The organism is Legionella sp. PATHC035 (assembly GCF_026191115.1).
Taxonomy (GTDB): domain Bacteria; phylum Pseudomonadota; class Gammaproteobacteria; order Legionellales; family Legionellaceae; genus Legionella.
In genome coordinates this window covers 2,958,038-2,974,547 of record NZ_JAPHOT010000001.1, presented here as the reverse complement: position 1 = coordinate 2,974,547, position 16,510 = coordinate 2,958,038, and the positions used below count along the sequence as shown (strand labels likewise).

Sequence of the window (16,510 nt, the reverse complement as noted above, 5' to 3'; positions counted from 1 at the left end):
AAAGCTACATGCGCAATAAGAAAAATCGAGTCAATCGTTTTTTTAAGGCAAAACATTACACTAGGGAACAAACTTCCCAAGGGGTTTACTATGCGCTTCAATTGCGTCATATGCCTCTTGAGTTTGCTCATCTCTTTTTCTTAAAAATTGAAATTTAACCGAATGAGATATTGCTTTTGTGGCAATTGCATTTATTTCGCTCATAGCCTCATCAGCCTGTTGAGGATTATCTCTACCTTCTATGGCTTTTTTATAAATTTCACAAATATGCTTGGGAACCGGTCTTTCTTTGTCATTGATTTTAATTTTTGATTTACTTCCCAAGAGCCCTGTCTTCCACTGAGTCTCTTCAATTAAGTTAATTATTTTGTCAAGTGAAGCAACCGCTTTTTCTTCTTTAATTTTACTTTCTTGTTCTTTAATGTATTTTATTTTAAATTCTTCAAGACTCCCCTCTGCATTTTGAACTGTGAAAAGTTCTTGCCAAGTCGAAGAATCTTTTTGAGATAAATTTTGAGTTTCCACTCTCACCTCCTTAAAATAGTTTTCATAAATCGCTCGAATTCGGGCTTCTATCGTTGATTCAGGCTTGCTTCGAGAAATTGCCCCCTTGTTAGGAGTTGGCGGGGTTTCAGAAATTTCTGGTGGTGGTGTTTTATTTTTTTTCCTCACTGTTTCAGGTGGGTCTGCTTGTTCAGGAATTACTCGTTGAGGTGCTTCTACAGTCACTGGTACCTCAACTGTTTGCGATCCTTGTGCCAATTTTATCCGTGCAATGATTTGTTCGTATTCGCTAAGTATGTTCATATACGAGCGTGTGGCCAATTCAGTGAGGCGTTGCAATTCTGCTTTATTTTGCTCAGATTGCTTGTGTTGATAATCGATCTCATCAAAAGAGTTTGCGACACGGTTAAGTGATTGTCGTTCGCTCTCAAATGTCGTTAACCATTCCTTATTTGCCTGTTTTATCGATTCAAATTTTTTCTCAACGTCTCGGATTTGTTCGGCGAGTATTTTCTTTGCATTGAATAATTGCTGTTGAAATATTAAACTGTCCACAGATAAATCATCTTTGGTATAGGAGTCGCGCAGCTCTATGACTTTCTCCATGTTACGCTCATCAAGCTGGCTTTCTTTAACTTTATCTAATGCAGACCGAAGTTGATTTAACTGTTCAACCTGGATATCTTCTTTTTTTATTTGATTTAAGTTCTCTACTGCTGTTGCAATTTCATTAGCTAATACTGCATATTTTTCGGCGAGAAGCTCGATCTCTGATTTTTCAGGGATTTTAGTTAACTCAGGTAACACTGTAATCAATAACTTTTTATTCGCTTCAGGAAGTTCATTTAAAACAGATTTCGCTAATTGTGAATTAATATTCTGCAGCACGTGTTTTTGAACGTCCTCAGGCTGGCCTTTAATTTGGTTTACAATCGAATCGCGCGTCTTGTTAAAAGTCTCAGTTGCTTCATCGATTTGATTTTTTTGCTTTGAGGCTAATACTTTTGTTGCTTCTAATTCAGCTTTAAGTGCTCTATATCGCTGAAAATTTGTAACTTTTTGCTCTAGTTCAGTTAATTTAGTTTGTGGAGCGTCTAAATTTGTAGGATCCGATGCTTTTTGGATATGGGATTCTATATTAGATTCAAATTTAGTATTTAAGTTAATCTTTTGCAGCGTACCTGATCCAAAGACAGCGAAAGATCGTTCCATTTTAAACGGAATCTTTTGACTTTCATCTCTATAAAGTAGATTATTGAAATTCGAATTATTTTCCCAATGTGTGTTTGCCTTTGCTAACCATTTATCAATAAATTTAGGTTCGGTGATTTTTATTACCTCGTTAGCAATTTCTACTACATCTCCTAGCGTTTTATTTGCGAAAGAATTATAAGTTTCTTCAATGGAATTGACCTTGCCATATTCATCAATGATTGCAATCCCCCCAAAGTACTTATTGAAATCTTTGACTCTGTTTTTACGTATTTCTGGTTTTTTTTCTGTGTCTTTAAGAAGTTTGTCGTAATAATCCAGTGCGGCATTATAAAGTGCAGTAAGCATCACTTGTTTGGCGAACTCTTGCCCATTTTCATATATTTCATACTGGGCATAGTTACTTTTAACATGTTTCTCAAAAGAGCTTTTTACTTTAGAAAAATTTTCACGCAAGGTGGATAGTGTATTTTCAAGCTCCATTCGTGCTTTTTCTAATTCACTTTTTGATGTTTGTAGATGACCTTCTGCAAAGGACACAACTGTATTCGTTCCCATAGTCTCTTTTAATACAGCTTCTTTCTTTTTTAATTCAGTTAATTCTGTATCTAGTGCCTTAATTTCCTCTTCAACAGTTTCTATTTGCTTAAGAATTGAATTTAATTGGCTTTCTGTTCCATAAAGCGCACTCAATTTTTCGACTGCTTTTTTCAAGTCAATATCTTTTTCTGCTGTTGCATTTCTAGGTACTGGAAATGCTTTAGGGGCAGGAAATTCGCTGGGCCCATTTGCAAGAAAATCTTCTTTTTTTTTGGCAAGGTCTCGTTCTTCTTTAGCGTTGGTAGCTCTTTTTTTATCTTCTTGAAGCAACTGAAGGTAGGGAATGTGGGGCAGCGCCAATGTTTGCAAAGCGCTAATCTCACTATAAGTACTAGTCAACGCTACCGTTCCTAATCTTTCTTTAAGTAATCCCTGCAAACTTGGTGGTTTTTCAAGAACAGATATTCCGGAAGGATTAGTAAATCTTACTTGCAATACACCCTCCTTTTTTCCTGAAATTAAAACATGTGTTCGTAGTGCTTGGTTCGCGATATCGGGGGAAAAATTTATCTCATGCTCTATTATTTTATTTGCGACAATCGATTGAGCGAGTGATATAAGTTGTTCTTGTTCTTGCTGTGCATTTTTTGGTTTATCAGATTCATCAAGAAATTCAAATGGATCATCATCAAAAGTAACCATGACATTAACTGTTGATTTAGATCGTTTAATACCAATTACCACTATTTTCACATTTAATCCTGATTGATACACCTTTTACTAGTATAGTACGAGGTAGATAACATAATTTACTAATTGCACAAACACCTATCACTTATTACGAAATTAAGATAATTCGTGGGCTATGCCTAATCCTCCATATTTGCAAAAACTTCAAAAGGTTACTCTTTGATTTTTATGAAAAAGTCATTTTTTTATATTGTTCTTCTTGAATAAATCGGACATAATTTTATTAATGTTACAATTCCTGCGCTGTAGGCATCAAAGTAATTCTGCTGGGTTTTAGCGGTATAGAGAAGAGCACGTATATTCTTCAACTAGGGACTGATTCGGAAAGGGCGTTTTTATGCAATGGAAAGGAATACTGCATTCTTGCTTTAGTTTAGCAATCCTATTAGGCGCACCATCAGCCCTAGCTTATGATGAACCGGTTGTAAATTTAGGTTATACCAGTTTTTATGATGGAAGTCCGCCCTCAGGACCCGGTTTTTACTTTCAAGATTATTTTCAATACTACACATCCAATCGTTTTAACGACAAAAATGGTAATGAATTGCCTCTGCCCCGCACCGATCTTGACGTTGTTGCGAATGTGACCCAGTTTATTTATGTGTCTACAAAAAAAATTTTCGGCGCTAACTTAGGTTTATCGACACTCCTGCCCTGGGTGGTCAATGCCAAGGTACGTGATGGTTTGGACAATAGAGTATTAAAAGCTGATAGTGGTCCTGGTGATTTGTGGATCGGTCCTGCACTGCAATTTGATCCGATCATGCGCAAAGACGGAAGAGGACCTTTATTTGTTATGCGTCTGGACCTGGACGTGATTATGCCCATTGGGCGATACAGCAGTATCAACGCGATTAATCCCAGCAGCCACTTTTGGTCTTTAAATCCTTACTGGGCTTTTACCTTTTGGATGACACCTAAATGGTCCACCTCCGCAAGACTGCATTATCTGTGGAATGGTGTGAATCATAGCCCCAATGTGTCCTTTGGTCCGAATGTGCATTCCACTCAGGCAGGACAAGCTGTTTTTGGGGACATTGCGGTGGGTTATGCACTCATGGAAAAGCTTACTGTGGGCGTAAATGGCTACTTTTTCAATCAAATTACCGACACCCTAGTTAATGGTGTTGGGGTTCCAGGCCGCAAGGAAAGTGTGTGGGCGATTGGCCCAGGAATGGTGTACAGTCTTAGCAAAAATCACTTTGTCTTTTTAAATGTGTATTCTGAGCAAGATGCTAGAAATCGAGCTCAAGGCACTAACGGGATACTGCGTTTTGTGGCTCATTTTTAAGCTGGATATCCCCCTCACCCTAACCCTCTCCCCAAAGGTGCGAAGGGATTAAAACCAATTAATTCAAGACTCACCTAAGGAGTGAAGGGATTAAAACCAATAAAATTAAGACTTTCTAAAGAAGGAAGGAACAAAACAAAAAATTGCTCCCCTCTCCCGCTTGCGGGAGAGGGTTAGGGTGAGGGTATGAAATCGTTTTTCCTTAACCAACAACCAATAAGACTTACTGCCCAATAACTGACGACAATTTACCCTATCCCCACCACCTGGTTTAGCGATAACGAAAACCTCACCAGGATGCGTTGCTACTCGTGCAGAACGTCATAAATCTTCTATCCCTAGAGTCTTGACACTATTTTTAATGCAGCAAGACTACCCGCCACAGGTGCCTAATGTATGGGGTTACCCATGAAATTGCCGATTTATCTGAAGAACCCTTACGTTTAATCGCTCTTTATTGATTTTGTTGGTTTACTTTATATAATCCCTCGCACTCATTCAATTTCTTAGAAGGGATTAGATTGAAAGTTGCTATTATTGGAGGTTCTATAGCAGGTTGTGCCTTGGCCTTATTATTGAAAGATCAGTTTGAAGTCACGGTTTTTGAGCGAGCCCATGATTTAAAGTCTCGCGGAGCAGGGATTACACTTTCTATTGAATTATTAAATCATTTAATTGCCCAAAATCTTATTGATCAAGACACATTAGCCCATACATTAACAATGCGTAGTTTTTATTGCAAAACAGCGAATGAACCAGTTCATGGGAAATTTTTATGGCAACAGGGAATTTCCATGGCCAGTTTGCATTGGGACACTTTATTTATTAACTTTAGGAAACGAATCCCTGATTCGATCTATCGTCAAGGTGTTAAAGTCATTGGGGTACAACTTGATGAACACGCTGGCCAAATTACTTTGGCGTCTGGTGAAACCGAACGCTTTGATTTGATTGTATTTGCTGATGGGGTGCAATCCATAGGCAGAACGTTGATCACCAATACACTGCCGAAATATTCAGGCTATGTAGCATGGCGAGGGACCCTAGAGTTTGAGCGCATAAAAAATAAAACCCTTTTCAACGATCAAGCACGATACTATTGTTTTGATAAGGGTCACTTATTAACCTATCCGGTATATCACCATCAGACCAATAAATTGAACTGGGTATTTTATGAAAAATTAACGCATAAAGACCTAGAAAATTTAGGTTCAACCACTTTAAATGACTTTTCTTTAGAAGCGAAACACCATCTACATCAATTAGCACGAGACCAATTGCCTGAGATTGCAGCACAAGTTATTTTCGATACCCCTAGTCCTTTTATGCAAAAAATTGTGGATGTCTGTGTCAATCGCCTTATCACTCAAGGAGCCCTTTTATTGGGTGATGCAAGTGCGGTGTTACGGCCGCATGTGGGAAATGGTGCTTCCTTAGCGATTCAGGATGCACTCAGTCTTAGTGAACACCTCAAGCAATACGATGATTTCCAAAAAGCAATTTCTGCATGGGAAAAAGATTCTCTCCCCAAACGCCTGGCTATGTATGCGTTATCAAAACGAATGGCGGACGCTTTAGTATTGCACCCTGTTCCATGGCAAGAAATAAACGAAGCTGAAATGGACGTGTGGTGGGAACAAATCATCCTAGGAGAAAAGTGGTATACAACTCCCACCCAAAAGACTTAGGCGCATTTTTTCCCTCACCCCTACCCCTCTCCCGAAACGGCAGAGGGGATATTTTGTTGCCCTCAATTTCCTTGCTGCCCTATGGGATTTTTTTTATCACTCTCTGATTACCTTCTCCCCCAGATTTTTTTCTAATACCGGCTGATTTCCCTTCTTCCCATTTTTTTTGTAGTACCCTCTAGTTTCCCTTCTCCCCAGGGGGGAGGGTGCCCTTTAGGGCGGATGAGGGCCAGGATATGTTCAATTGCCTATACCTTATCCAAATCGGCACGTTCTGAATTCCACTGACTCCATGTTCCTTGATATCCCTTTAAAAATTGTTGTGCAAACAGATAAAAACGAGAAAGAAAAATGAATCTTTGCTCGTAATAAGGAGTTAGGAAAGGATCAGCGCGATGCACTTCAGACAAATTATAATAGGGAGGTATTGAGGCATGTCGTGCAATAATTTCTTCAAAACTTACTTTATCTGCATTTTTTAACATGTCAAACATTACAAAAAAAGTCGTGGTCCTGCCCTTTCCTCCGCGACAATGTAGATGAAACCAGGTATCTTTAGAAGTATTTTTAATTATTTCCAAAAACGCATCAACCTCTGAATCAGTTGGTGCAGCATGATCAGTAACATATAAACGGTGATAATCAAAACCTAATCGAGAAACCAAATCCGCTTCATTTTTTACTACTTTAACAGGAATGGTTTTGCCGCTGGAGTATTCCTTGGCTGCAAACTGTTGTGAGGATAAAACGCCATTTATCTTTTTCTGAGCTCTTAATGACTTTAGCCAATGTTCTTGATCTGCAAGGCTTTGAGCGTTAGTTTTTCCTCGATTTATCCAATCGTACTCACTCACTAAGGTAATCGCCCTTCCATTAATGTAACCATGGCTTTCTTGACGTAAATCCAGTACCAACACTCTTGACCTACCGTGCTTGGCAAGATACTCAGAGATATCTTTCCACCCCTTTTCACTTGGCTCCTCACTACCAGAAATCGCTAAATTTCCAATGCCTAGGGTATTTCCCTGGTATGCAGCGGCGATCATGGAGGCATCACGAAACCATTTTAATGGAGAAAAGGAAAATTCACTGTCTTCTACGATACAAGGATTATGGATACTGCCATCACATACCTTAGTTTCTGTTTGTGCGAAACCCAATCCCTGAGTCAACGAAAAGGTGATAAAAGAAGCGATTATGTGCTTCAGGCTCATCCATAGCCTCCAATTAAGAAAACATAAATCCATTCTATGTTAATTTTTTTTCCTACTGCAAGAGGGCCCCTGATATTAAGTGAAGTGAAATATGCTTTCTCCCTTGGGGAGAGCATGCCCTTTAGGCGGATGAGGGTATAGATTATGGTTGCCCTCCTCACTCTCCCCTCTCCCATCAGTGGGCGAGGGGAATTTTCGTATCGTTTATCCTTGTTGCTGGATAACCATCCATTTTTTATACAATCGTTGCCATGCTGCCTTACTCTCCGGGTTCACCCAGTCATAGCCAATAGAGTTCCAATCCTGATCCTCGGGATTAAAACCAAGATTGCGGATGTAGTCTGCATCACAAATAAAAAATTGATTTTTAAATGGCAATAAAAAGCCACCGTGAGCACGTTGATATAATTTAGCTTCCGCATAATGGGCAAACCAATGATTCAAAAATCCGCCACGAATAAAAGGCAATTGGCACTTCAAATCACTCCAGGATTTAAAACCTCTACCCATTGCAATCACTGCAAGTGCCTGTTTACGCTTAACTTTCGTGTTTCTAATTTCCTCAAGAGTAAAATTGGCAAACTCAGGCAAATTTTGAAAACGTTGCGCCGCTTTTTGAGCGGTTGTGTGATTTGGAGAATACAACGATTTTAATAAAATAGACGCTTGAATTTTATACTCTTCAACGCGAAATGAAGTATGTGGTTTATTCATATGAATCCCCTTTGCTCTCTGCCAGACACCCACTTTTCCAGCAACAAAAAGGTTAATGAATAATTAAATAAATCAATTAATAACCAGGGTGAGATCCTCTTTTGTGGGTATAGGCGTCCCATGAAGCCTGTAGGAGATCTTAATCGATAAACGGCTTCTTGTAAATATTTTGTTCATTAATTGAGTGGAAAGGACCGCCATGCTTTAGCCTCGGTGCAGCCCGAAAAATTCGCGCCATACCTAAGCAATTTTCTTCTGACAATGTCATGGACACACACATATACGTGAATAACGCTTATTTTGTAGGAACACAATAAGAATTAATAAAATGCATTACACTGTGGGCGAAATGGGGACTCCATAAATCCTGATGTCCTTTATTGGAAAATTCAATCCATTTTTTAGGTTGATTGGCATGATTAAAGAGGACAACGCCTTGCTCATAGGGCACAATTTGATCCAATTTCCCATGCAGCATTAAAACAGGGGTATAAATTTTTTGAATCCGTGATAAAGAATCATACTTATCCCTTAATGGCATGAATAACCAAGGATAATGAAATCGAGCCAGAGCGGTGAAAGACGTGTAAGGAGACTGTAAAACCAGAGCACATACGGGAAATTCCGTTGCCATTTGTGTGGCAACCCCAGTTCCTAATGATTCGCCATAAAGCACGATGCTCTTGGTCTGGATTCCCTGGTGCTGTAAAAACTTCATAGCCGCTCGAGCATCCTGGTACAAACCAGATTCGCTTGGTTTTCCAGGATTGCCGCCATATCCGCGGTATTCAAGCAATAACACGCCAAAACCTTCTGATAAAAATTGACGAACCAAATACATACGATAACCAATATGACCTGCATTGCCATGCAAATACAGTATCGTCGGTTTCTTATCCACAGAAGGTTTGTACCAAGAATTTAAAGTCAATCCATCGGCAACAGGAATTTCAATGAGTTGCATATCTTCCGCTTCAAAAGCCTTTCGATCAGGCTGCCCCGGGGATGGAAAATAAATGAAATAACGCTGCAATGAAAAAGACAATACGAAAATTAAAATAAAAACAAAGAGAATCACTAGCAATTGTTTGAGCATCATCTTATTTCATCGTTATTGATTGAGTGTCACTGCAAAAAGGGATAATCAGTATATCCTTTTCCACTACCTCCATATAAAGTCGCGCGGTCTAATTCATTCAATGGTGCATTCTTTTTAAATCGCGTCACCAGATCTGGATTGGAAATAAAATACCGTCCAAAAGCAATAAGATCAGCATAGCCACTTGAAATCGCTTCAACTGCCATTTCTAAATTATACCCATTATTCACCATCCAGGGTCCGTCAAACGCTTTTCGTAATGCATGGAAATCAAAACCATAAAGGTCACGTGGTCCTTGAGTTTCTCCTTCAATAACATGAACATAAGCCAAATTGAATCGGCTCAGCTCCTGGACAAGGGGAAAAAAAACGGCGCTAGGTGACGTTTCGGTAACGCCATTGGCATGACTTACGGGTGCAATGCGGATTCCTGTTCGATGTGCACCAATTTCAGAAACAACCGCACTGGTCACCTCCAGAGCAAAACGCAGTCGATTTGTGATCGAGCCACCATATTGGTCAGTCCGAAGATTGGTACCATCACACAAAAATTGATGAATGAGATATCCATTCGCAGCATGAATTTCAACCCCATCAAACCCAGCTGAAATTGCATTCCTTGCAGCAATTCGATAATCTTCGATAATTGCCGGAATTTCACTTCGCTTTAATGCACGTGGTGTACCAACCTCGACAAAAGTACCATTTTCAATAAATGTGCGTTGTCCGGTTGCCGGAATGGCAGAGGGAGCAACGGGAGCAATACCTCCTGGTTGAAGAGAAGGATGTGAAATTCTTCCTACATGCCAGAGTTGCAAATAAATTGCCCCACCACGTGCATGAACCGCATCCGTTACCAATTTCCATCCTGCAATTTGTTCCTGAGAATAGATTCCAGGCGTCCAAGCATATCCTTTGGCTGTAGGAGAAATTTGTGTTGCCTCTGCAATGATTAAACCTGCGTCTGCACGTTGTGCATAGTAGGTGGCATTCAGTTCTGAGGGAGTATCAATTCCATGTATTGAACGGTTTCGGGTGAGTGGAGCCATGACGATACGGTTTTTTACAGTAAGGTCTCTCAATTGAAATGGAGTAAACAAAATTTCGCGATTTGTGGTCATTATTCCCTCATGCCGTTTTTATTCAAAAAATAATTCATCTTATTTCTTTATATAGAATAGCCTTTTTATAAAGGATAGAAAAACTCGGGTGCGAATAAAATCATTCTATCTATGTTTCACTCTAGATTATAGGTAAGATTGTTTAGTTGAATTGAGTTGAACTGATTACTTTTATAAGGAAATAGAAATGTATCAAAAAATTTTAGTTGCGATTGATGACAGTGATACATCAATGCATGCCTTTAATGAAGCCATTGAGTTAAGCAAAATACATCATGCAAAATTACTCATTGTGCATATAACCAATGAGTTTTATGCCCCATATGTGGGAACCGGAGTGGATTATGAAAAACTGGAAGCTTCATTTAAGGAATACGGCCACCAATTTTTGAGCACGATGCAAACAATTGCTCGGGAGCGCAGTGCAGATTGTGAGGCTCAATTACTTGAAATGAATTCAACGCAAGAAACCGTTGCAGATAAAATCATTGCAGCAGCAAAACAATGGCCAGCCGATTTAATTGTCGTTGGAACTCATGGTCGACGAGGTTTTCAGCATTTATTATTAGGCAGCGTTGCTGAAGGAGTGATTCGCAATGCATCCATACCGGTTCTACTTATTCGCGGCAAACAATCAACTCAATGATTTCAAAAAATTAAGACCCAATGATGCATAGTATCCTGCTGATAGTTTGTTATAATGCAGCAAAAATTACTAATTGGGTCTATTTTAATGCCACTGATTCATGATTTTCATGAAATTGAAAAGCACTTTTTTTCGCTCATCAGCTTAAGTTATCTTGATTATCAAACAATCGCTGCATTTGAAACCGGAGTACTTGCCTCAGGGCTTAATCCTGCTTTTGTTACGCAAGTCAATGAGCACTTTTTAAAAGATTTGGAGCAATGTAAATCATACTTCTCCCAAAAAAATGTACCTTGGGCACTGGTAATTCCTGAAACAACACCCAGTTTATCAAAAGAGGAATGTCAACTACCTCCAGATTATAAATTAGTCGATAGCGGTGTGGGGATGGTATTTGATCTTTTATCGCATAATCTGCACGCTGCTGACGTCGGACTTGAATTTAAATTAATGAATGACGATTTAGATACCTGGAGTATTCCCCTGATTCATGGTTTTCAATCAACACCAGAAATTACTCAGATTTATACGCTACGACATGCCGAGGCATTGAAAAAATGCAAAGGAATTTACCATTTTTCTGGATTCCTCGCGGGCGAAGCGGTTGTATCGATGACATTAACCGTCAAGGAGCACCTTGCCCGCATCGATGATCTAGCCACACTCCCTAACGTTCAAAAGCGTGGCTTTGCAAGTGCCATGATGACTTATGCATTAAAAAATGCTTTGGCGTTGAAGGTCCAAAACTGCTTTTTAGAAGCATCAAAAGCAGGTCTAAATCTGTATCAACGCATTGGTTTTCAACCACTTTTTACAAACCATTACTATGAGCTATAAACCTGGTGCACGCAGTCCTATCATTAATTTAAATTTTTTCTCATCGTCGCTTGGGGTGCGTTTGGTACAATCGGTTTCTCTTCGATCGTTCTCACCTCTGAAAATTGTTCGCTCTTTATCGCCTCGAGATTAGCAGGTGCAGATAAAGTTTGATTATTGTAGGACAGCAATTGCTGAATGATTTTGGGCTCAGTGACTTCCTCAATCACATGGATCACTTTTTCCCTAGTCACCTCGTCAAGCCCAAGCCCCTGTATCCTTTTGATTAATAGTTCTGTTGGCGATAAAGATTCTGAACTTTCCTTCTCTGCTTTTCCGTGGAGTTCCTTCCACTTTTCCGATACCATTGGAACAATTTCCTTTTTTGATTGGGATAGCGCTGAAATTACGGAGTCCCTGGACCCTATATCTCTGAGCTCAATCTCTTCTGAAACTCTCGTTAATTGCTCGCAGTGTTTTTCTATCCGTCTTTGAAATATACCATGATTAGCAGCTGGAACTTGAATCAGTTGTGCTTCATTCACCGCAACGGTTATTCCAAATAAATCGAACACCTGCTTAACTTGTTGCTTTGTTCTCGCAATGACCTTCAGCGACAAACTGTTATCCTCAAGCCATAAATAACTCAGGTCGACTTTAGGATCTCGAGGCCCATTATCTTGGCTCAGCAAATCGCGCAAATGAGGCAAGGTTATGAATTTATAAGTGGGTTTAATCAGCAATTCCTCCCTTTTTTGATGGTACTTTAGCTCTGCATTTTTAATCAGTTGACTCAGCGCATCGCCATTGATAGTACAACTTAATCCCTCATCACTTTGTTTGCACTCAAGCCCAAACTCTTTCTTTAGTTGGCCGGCAAGATTTTTATTGGTTGTAGTTAGGGTATAAGTCCCATTTGCTTCCTTTTTTAATTGAAAGGGAATTCTGCCACTTTGGGGATCAAAACGCATCGTATTCAGAAACACTTCACCATCATGAGACATCACCGAAGCAGGGGAAAAATATTTCTCGAGATGATCAAGCAAATCAATTTCCTCGGCAGTTAATAATATTCGTTGTTGAAACGTGGCTAATATATGTTGGTTGCTGTTCCTGGCAGTTGCTGCCATTTCATCAATAAACCCAAGGTAATCAGCAAGTTCTGCATCATGCATCTCGTTTTTGATGCCCATGTCCATTAAATCTATTTTTATTTGAGTAAAATATAAATCAAAAGTAGATAGTTTCCCTGAGCATAGCCCTATAATTTGCGCATCAATTAAAGCCTGTAAATGACTCCCTTCGCGGCTTTGCTCTCTAAGTCTTCCTAGGACATTTAATAATTCTTCTGGGGATGGTGTTTTTTCTTGAATTCGATTCAATTCCTCTCTTAGCCCTGGATAACTTTTTATTACCTCTTCACTGGGATTTTCTCCAGTAATCATTTTTCTGAATAAATGAACTCCTTCCATGCGTTCAGACAAAGCAGTGTCATAGAAAATACTGTAGTTTCGATACATAAAATGGCGGGCAAAACCAATCGTTGAAGAGCTTCTAAACAGTGCAGGAGCTTTAGCAAATTTGTCTTCAAAGGAAAAATCATCACTTAAGCTTGCTGCAACACCCTCTCCCTCATAAGGTTTGCCGTAATCATAACCATAAAAAGCCTCATCGGCGAAGCCTTTATTTTGTGCTTCCTTGCCTATACCATCCCGATCGCCAACTCCAATCCCATAAATTAAATTCTTAGCTAAGCCATAAATATATTTAGAGCGCTTGACCGGTGCGTCCTTATCCTCAACCAACACCCCATTGTAATCAGGCTCAGAACCGCCATAGAGAAAGTGAGTTAGTTCTTTTAATCCATTTTTCCAGCCACAAGCCAATACTGCATGGACTTCCCCTTTACCTTTATTAATCCAAACAATTTCTTGCCTTTGATTTTGGGCACTAAAAATTCCCGCAAAACGAGTACCAACAAATTCTCTTAGTGCTTCTTTATTCGCTTTGATTCTGTCTTTTTGCCCTTCTGCATAATCCAGTTTGTACATCCAGGCGCTTAAGTGATTGTTCTTAGCAACAGCCGTTTTCACTTCACCGCAAAGCCAATGGATACAAGGAGTTATTTCTCCCTTAGCATGAGGTCCTTTGATGTGAGTGTTGATAAAAATTGAAAAAATAATTTGCTTTTGGTGCAAATCCTTTTCTTTACTCAAAAGTTCCTTCAAGTCTTGGAGTTTTTGTACATCAGGAACTTGTTGAATGGATGGCAAACGATCTTGAGTTAAAAGCTTATCCAGTTCTAGAAAAAATAACTCATCGATATCAATTGACCTAAATCCTGGCTCTACTCCACTCGGTTTTTCTGCATAGCAGAATTGTTTGTCGCCAAACATACTGCCTAATCGGGTAAATTCAGCATTTTTACGTAAAGTGAATTGGCCTATTTGCTCTCGGGACGATTCGACATAATCTAACGAAGGACTGACTCTAGGCTTTGGCTCTTCGAATTTTCCTAGCACTGGAGCACTTTTTGAGACATGACCCACTGCACTTGCTCTCCTTTGAATGGGCGGTAATAAACTCTCTTTCTCTGAGGATTTTATACCTTGAGCATTTAAGATATGCATTATCAAACCATCTGGTTGGATATGAACAGTTGATTCCGTACCTAACTTGACACCAAAATTTTGTGCACAAAATTTTCTGATAAATTTACCTAAGCCACTATTTGAGCCACGAAATGATTTTGAAATCAGAGCATATTCACTCACAAAAACATCCAAAAGTGCAAGAAGTTTGGCATCATCAGATAATGTTTGATCCTTCTTTATTCGGATTATTTCCTCATTCAGTCTTTCTAAACTGTTTTCTCTTGAAGTATCTACTTCGAGTCCACTCAACAGATTACTGATTTCAGTGTACTCCTTTGAGAAGTGGTTTGTTTTTATGAGTGACTTTCGTTGATTCGGTTCAATACTTTTAGAAAACATATCATCTCCCCCTAAGGATTTATGATAGAAATACATGTTCAAAACGGGTGTTTTACATGCACTCAATTAGATCATAATTTAATCATACCCCTTCATGATTAACTAACTATTAAGCAGTTTGTAAAAATAATGCAACCTCATATTGCATTAAATGAGAAAAATGACTATTTTTTTGATCCCGATATAGGTAAAGTATAGTACACAAGACCAAATCAAAATCACATGGATATTATTATAGACAAAATGTTCAATTTATTTTTGATGCAAACGAAGATATAATGATTCAATGGAGACGGTTTCTAGATGCGATTGAACCAAAATGGCAAATGGCAAAAGCGCCTGATTCATCCACATTCCATAAGGCATATTGATTTATGACCAATCAAGGAAAAGATAAAAAATCATCATCCTTTACCTTATTTCCAGTGACACAACACAATGGAACGGTAGTGTATTATGCCTCTGATTTTTCCCAGGAGTTAGGCCATTCGGTTTATAAGGGACATCAATGTACATTGATCGACAATGAACCTGTTGATTTAAAACCGCGGCGCGTTAATAAGGAAGAGCTGATCATTGATGAAAAAAAGCCGGTATCAATAAAGCTTTATGACGACAGACAACATCCGTCTCCTTTTCAATTTTATGCGTCACAGAAAGCGCTCTTAAATATCGAAGGCCGGGATGTGCTTATCATGGATTATATTGATGGGTTTCATATTTACCCAGATTCCAGCGACAATCCAGAACTAAATCAATTAACTTTTTTTCAAGCGGTCGATGTGTCTTGGCAATTAATTCTAAGACTGAACCACCTTCATTATAACAATACCAGCGGCTCTTCCATTGTTCATGGTGACATCCATGGTGAGAATGTCAAAATAAAAATGAATGCCATCATGGATGCTGAAGAAAAAAGATATAAATTTGAGGTGTCTTACTTAGATCTCGATTATGCCAAACCCATAATTCGAAAACCGCAAATCCCTCAAGGGACTCCTGAACATATCGCCTCTGAAATACTTCAAGGCGACTATTCTGAATCGAGTGATTTTTTTGCATTAGCACCGCTTTTATTGAGTGTCTTTGGTGCGAAAAATCCCCTAAAAAAAATAATTGAATTCAGAAATAATAATCCACATATGAAGTCAGATAAACTCATTAGGGCATTTCGTGAGCTTGGTTTTTGTAGCGAAGGTCTCTTTGAGCATTTTGATAACAAACCGAGCCCATTTATTTGTGAGTTGATAAAAAAATTTATCCTGCAAATGGGTGAAAAAAATAAGGAAAGTAGACCTTCACCCGATGCAATACTTGAATTCTTTACAGCATTAAGGCAATTGCTCCTCATCGATGAAGGGGCTGATAACGATAAAGAGTGTTTGATCTTGCGGCTTTGTATCGCTGCCAAAGAGGAGCGTTGGTTAACCGAGAAAAAATATCAAACCTTATTTTTTAATTTGAATGAATCGTTGCAAAATAGATTAATTACGTTAATGAACCAGAATCAATGCATTATCCTCTATAAAATTGCTCAAGAAAAAAAAACGCCTGTCTCACTGGTCAATCAATTAAGGGCAAAAATTGCAGTTCATCTAAGGGAACAAATTGATTTATTAGGAACATCATCTTGGCCAAATCTGCTTTTCTTATCTTCAATAACGCGACATGACCTGCAATGGTTACTTGACTGTTATGAACATAATGATGCCACAGTTTTTTACTCGGAAGAATATAAAAAAACAAGAAAAAAATTAGCGTGTTGTGCTGAAAAAAATTTAGTGCCGTTAATCTCCATTGTTACTGAAGGAATTACTAGTACTATAGACTCCTCAACTCCAAGTATTAACGAGGACCGAATACATCAGATTACTTGATCAGGCATTGGAAAAGCCCGTCAAGCAATTCAGTTAGATGGCTAA

The 16,510-nt window shown here is 38.9% G+C and carries 11 protein-coding genes; 5 read left to right on the top strand and 6 right to left on the bottom strand.

The window, feature by feature from the left end:
• Positions 1–60: 60 nt before the first annotated feature.
• Positions 61–3,009: a hypothetical protein gene (locus OQJ13_RS13110; protein ID WP_265711269.1), complete on the bottom strand. Its 2,949-nt coding sequence runs from the start codon at positions 3,007–3,009 to the stop codon at positions 61–63.
• 334 nt (positions 3,010–3,343) lie between these two features.
• On the opposite strand from OQJ13_RS13110, the gene OQJ13_RS13105 reads away from it, so the two are divergent.
• Positions 3,344–4,297, top strand: coding sequence for a SphA family protein (locus OQJ13_RS13105; protein ID WP_265711268.1), 954 nt, complete (start codon positions 3,344–3,346; stop codon positions 4,295–4,297).
• A 521-nt stretch (positions 4,298–4,818) separates the two neighbouring features.
• Positions 4,819–5,985, top strand: coding sequence for an FAD-dependent monooxygenase (locus OQJ13_RS13100; RefSeq protein WP_265711267.1), 1,167 nt, complete (start codon positions 4,819–4,821; stop codon positions 5,983–5,985).
• A gap of 248 nt (positions 5,986–6,233) precedes the next feature.
• Here OQJ13_RS13100 and OQJ13_RS13095 read toward each other — a convergent pair whose 3' ends face one another.
• The 4 genes from OQJ13_RS13095 to OQJ13_RS13080 all read right to left on the bottom strand — a co-directional run bounded on the left by OQJ13_RS13095 (position 6,234) and on the right by OQJ13_RS13080 (position 10,133).
• The gene (locus OQJ13_RS13095) at positions 6,234–7,199 is read right to left on the bottom strand and encodes a fused DSP-PTPase phosphatase/NAD kinase-like protein (protein ID WP_265711266.1); all 966 of its coding nucleotides are present in this window, start codon (positions 7,197–7,199) and stop codon (positions 6,234–6,236) included.
• Positions 7,200–7,403: 204 nt separating this feature from the next.
• Positions 7,404–7,913, bottom strand: coding sequence for a hypothetical protein (locus tag OQJ13_RS13090; protein ID WP_265711265.1), 510 nt, complete (start codon positions 7,911–7,913; stop codon positions 7,404–7,406).
• Between the two features lie 295 nt (positions 7,914–8,208).
• Positions 8,209–9,009: an alpha/beta hydrolase gene (locus OQJ13_RS13085; RefSeq protein ID WP_265711944.1), complete on the bottom strand. Its 801-nt coding sequence runs from the start codon at positions 9,007–9,009 to the stop codon at positions 8,209–8,211.
• Positions 9,010–9,038: 29 nt separating this feature from the next.
• Positions 9,039–10,133, bottom strand: coding sequence for an alkene reductase (locus OQJ13_RS13080; RefSeq protein ID WP_265711264.1), 1,095 nt, complete (start codon positions 10,131–10,133; stop codon positions 9,039–9,041).
• Positions 10,134–10,320: 187 nt separating this feature from the next.
• Here OQJ13_RS13080 and OQJ13_RS13075 point away from each other — a divergent pair, with 187 nt between their 5' ends.
• Together OQJ13_RS13075 and OQJ13_RS13070 are read left to right on the top strand one after the other, a co-directional pair.
• Positions 10,321–10,779 (top strand): universal stress protein, encoded by a 459-nt coding sequence (locus tag OQJ13_RS13075; protein WP_265711263.1) that lies wholly within the window; start codon positions 10,321–10,323, stop codon positions 10,777–10,779.
• A 54-nt stretch (positions 10,780–10,833) separates the two neighbouring features.
• Positions 10,834–11,616, top strand: coding sequence for a GNAT family N-acetyltransferase (locus OQJ13_RS13070; RefSeq protein WP_265711262.1), 783 nt, complete (start codon positions 10,834–10,836; stop codon positions 11,614–11,616).
• 23 nt (positions 11,617–11,639) lie between these two features.
• On the opposite strand, the gene OQJ13_RS13065 is transcribed toward OQJ13_RS13070, so the two are convergent.
• A complete protein-coding gene (locus tag OQJ13_RS13065; protein ID WP_265711261.1) occupies positions 11,640–14,588 on the bottom strand; it encodes a hypothetical protein in 2,949 nt (982 codons plus the stop codon).
• Between the two features lie 374 nt (positions 14,589–14,962).
• Between OQJ13_RS13065 and OQJ13_RS13060 the strand changes: the two genes are divergently transcribed.
• Positions 14,963–16,465: a protein kinase domain-containing protein gene (locus tag OQJ13_RS13060; protein WP_265711260.1), complete on the top strand. Its 1,503-nt coding sequence runs from the start codon at positions 14,963–14,965 to the stop codon at positions 16,463–16,465.
• The last annotated feature ends 45 nt before the right edge of the window (positions 16,466–16,510 follow it).

Excerpts from the sequence above, each read along its gene's own strand:
- OQJ13_RS13105 (WP_265711268.1), top strand. The coding sequence starts at position 3,344 with ATGCAATGGAAAGGAATACTGCATTCTTGCTTTAGTTTAGCAATCCTA.
- OQJ13_RS13095 (WP_265711266.1), bottom strand. The coding sequence starts at position 7,199 with ATGAGCCTGAAGCACATAATCGCTTCTTTTATCACCTTTTCGTTGACT.
- OQJ13_RS13090 (WP_265711265.1), bottom strand. The coding sequence starts at position 7,913 with ATGAATAAACCACATACTTCATTTCGCGTTGAAGAGTATAAAATTCAA.
- OQJ13_RS13085 (WP_265711944.1), bottom strand. The coding sequence starts at position 9,009 with ATGCTCAAACAATTGCTAGTGATTCTCTTTGTTTTTATTTTAATTTTC.
- OQJ13_RS13080 (WP_265711264.1), bottom strand. The coding sequence starts at position 10,133 with ATGACCACAAATCGCGAAATTTTGTTTACTCCATTTCAATTGAGAGAC.
- OQJ13_RS13075 (WP_265711263.1), top strand. The coding sequence starts at position 10,321 with ATGTATCAAAAAATTTTAGTTGCGATTGATGACAGTGATACATCAATG.
- OQJ13_RS13070 (WP_265711262.1), top strand. The coding sequence starts at position 10,834 with ATGCAGCAAAAATTACTAATTGGGTCTATTTTAATGCCACTGATTCAT.
- OQJ13_RS13065 (WP_265711261.1), bottom strand. The coding sequence starts at position 14,588 with ATGTTTTCTAAAAGTATTGAACCGAATCAACGAAAGTCACTCATAAAA.
- OQJ13_RS13060 (WP_265711260.1), top strand. The coding sequence starts at position 14,963 with ATGACCAATCAAGGAAAAGATAAAAAATCATCATCCTTTACCTTATTT.